At 49.0% G+C, this 208-nt stretch carries 1 protein-coding gene; it reads left to right on the top strand.

The features are described from left to right. A partial coding sequence (locus ACXAF9_RS18260; RefSeq protein WP_475076877.1) for a transposase occupies positions 1-208 on the top strand: 208 nt, incomplete at both ends.

Raw genomic sequence — 208 nt, 5'->3', positions numbered from 1 at the left:
CATCACAGCACCATAGCCGACTTTATTTCCCGCATGGATGAAGTGATAGCACCGCTGTTTACCCATGTGTTGATGGTCTGTGATGGTATGAACCTAATAGGCCGAGAAATGTTTGCAATTGATGGCTGCAAACTGCCCTCAAACGCTTCGAAGGAATGGAGTGGAACCCGAGCAGAGCTGACCCGAAAGCAAGCCAAAATAGACCGTG

The sequence above is a fragment of the Neptunomonas sp. ABH4_499 genome, from assembly GCF_056160565.1.
This window is presented reverse-complemented; position numbering and strand designations above follow the sequence as displayed.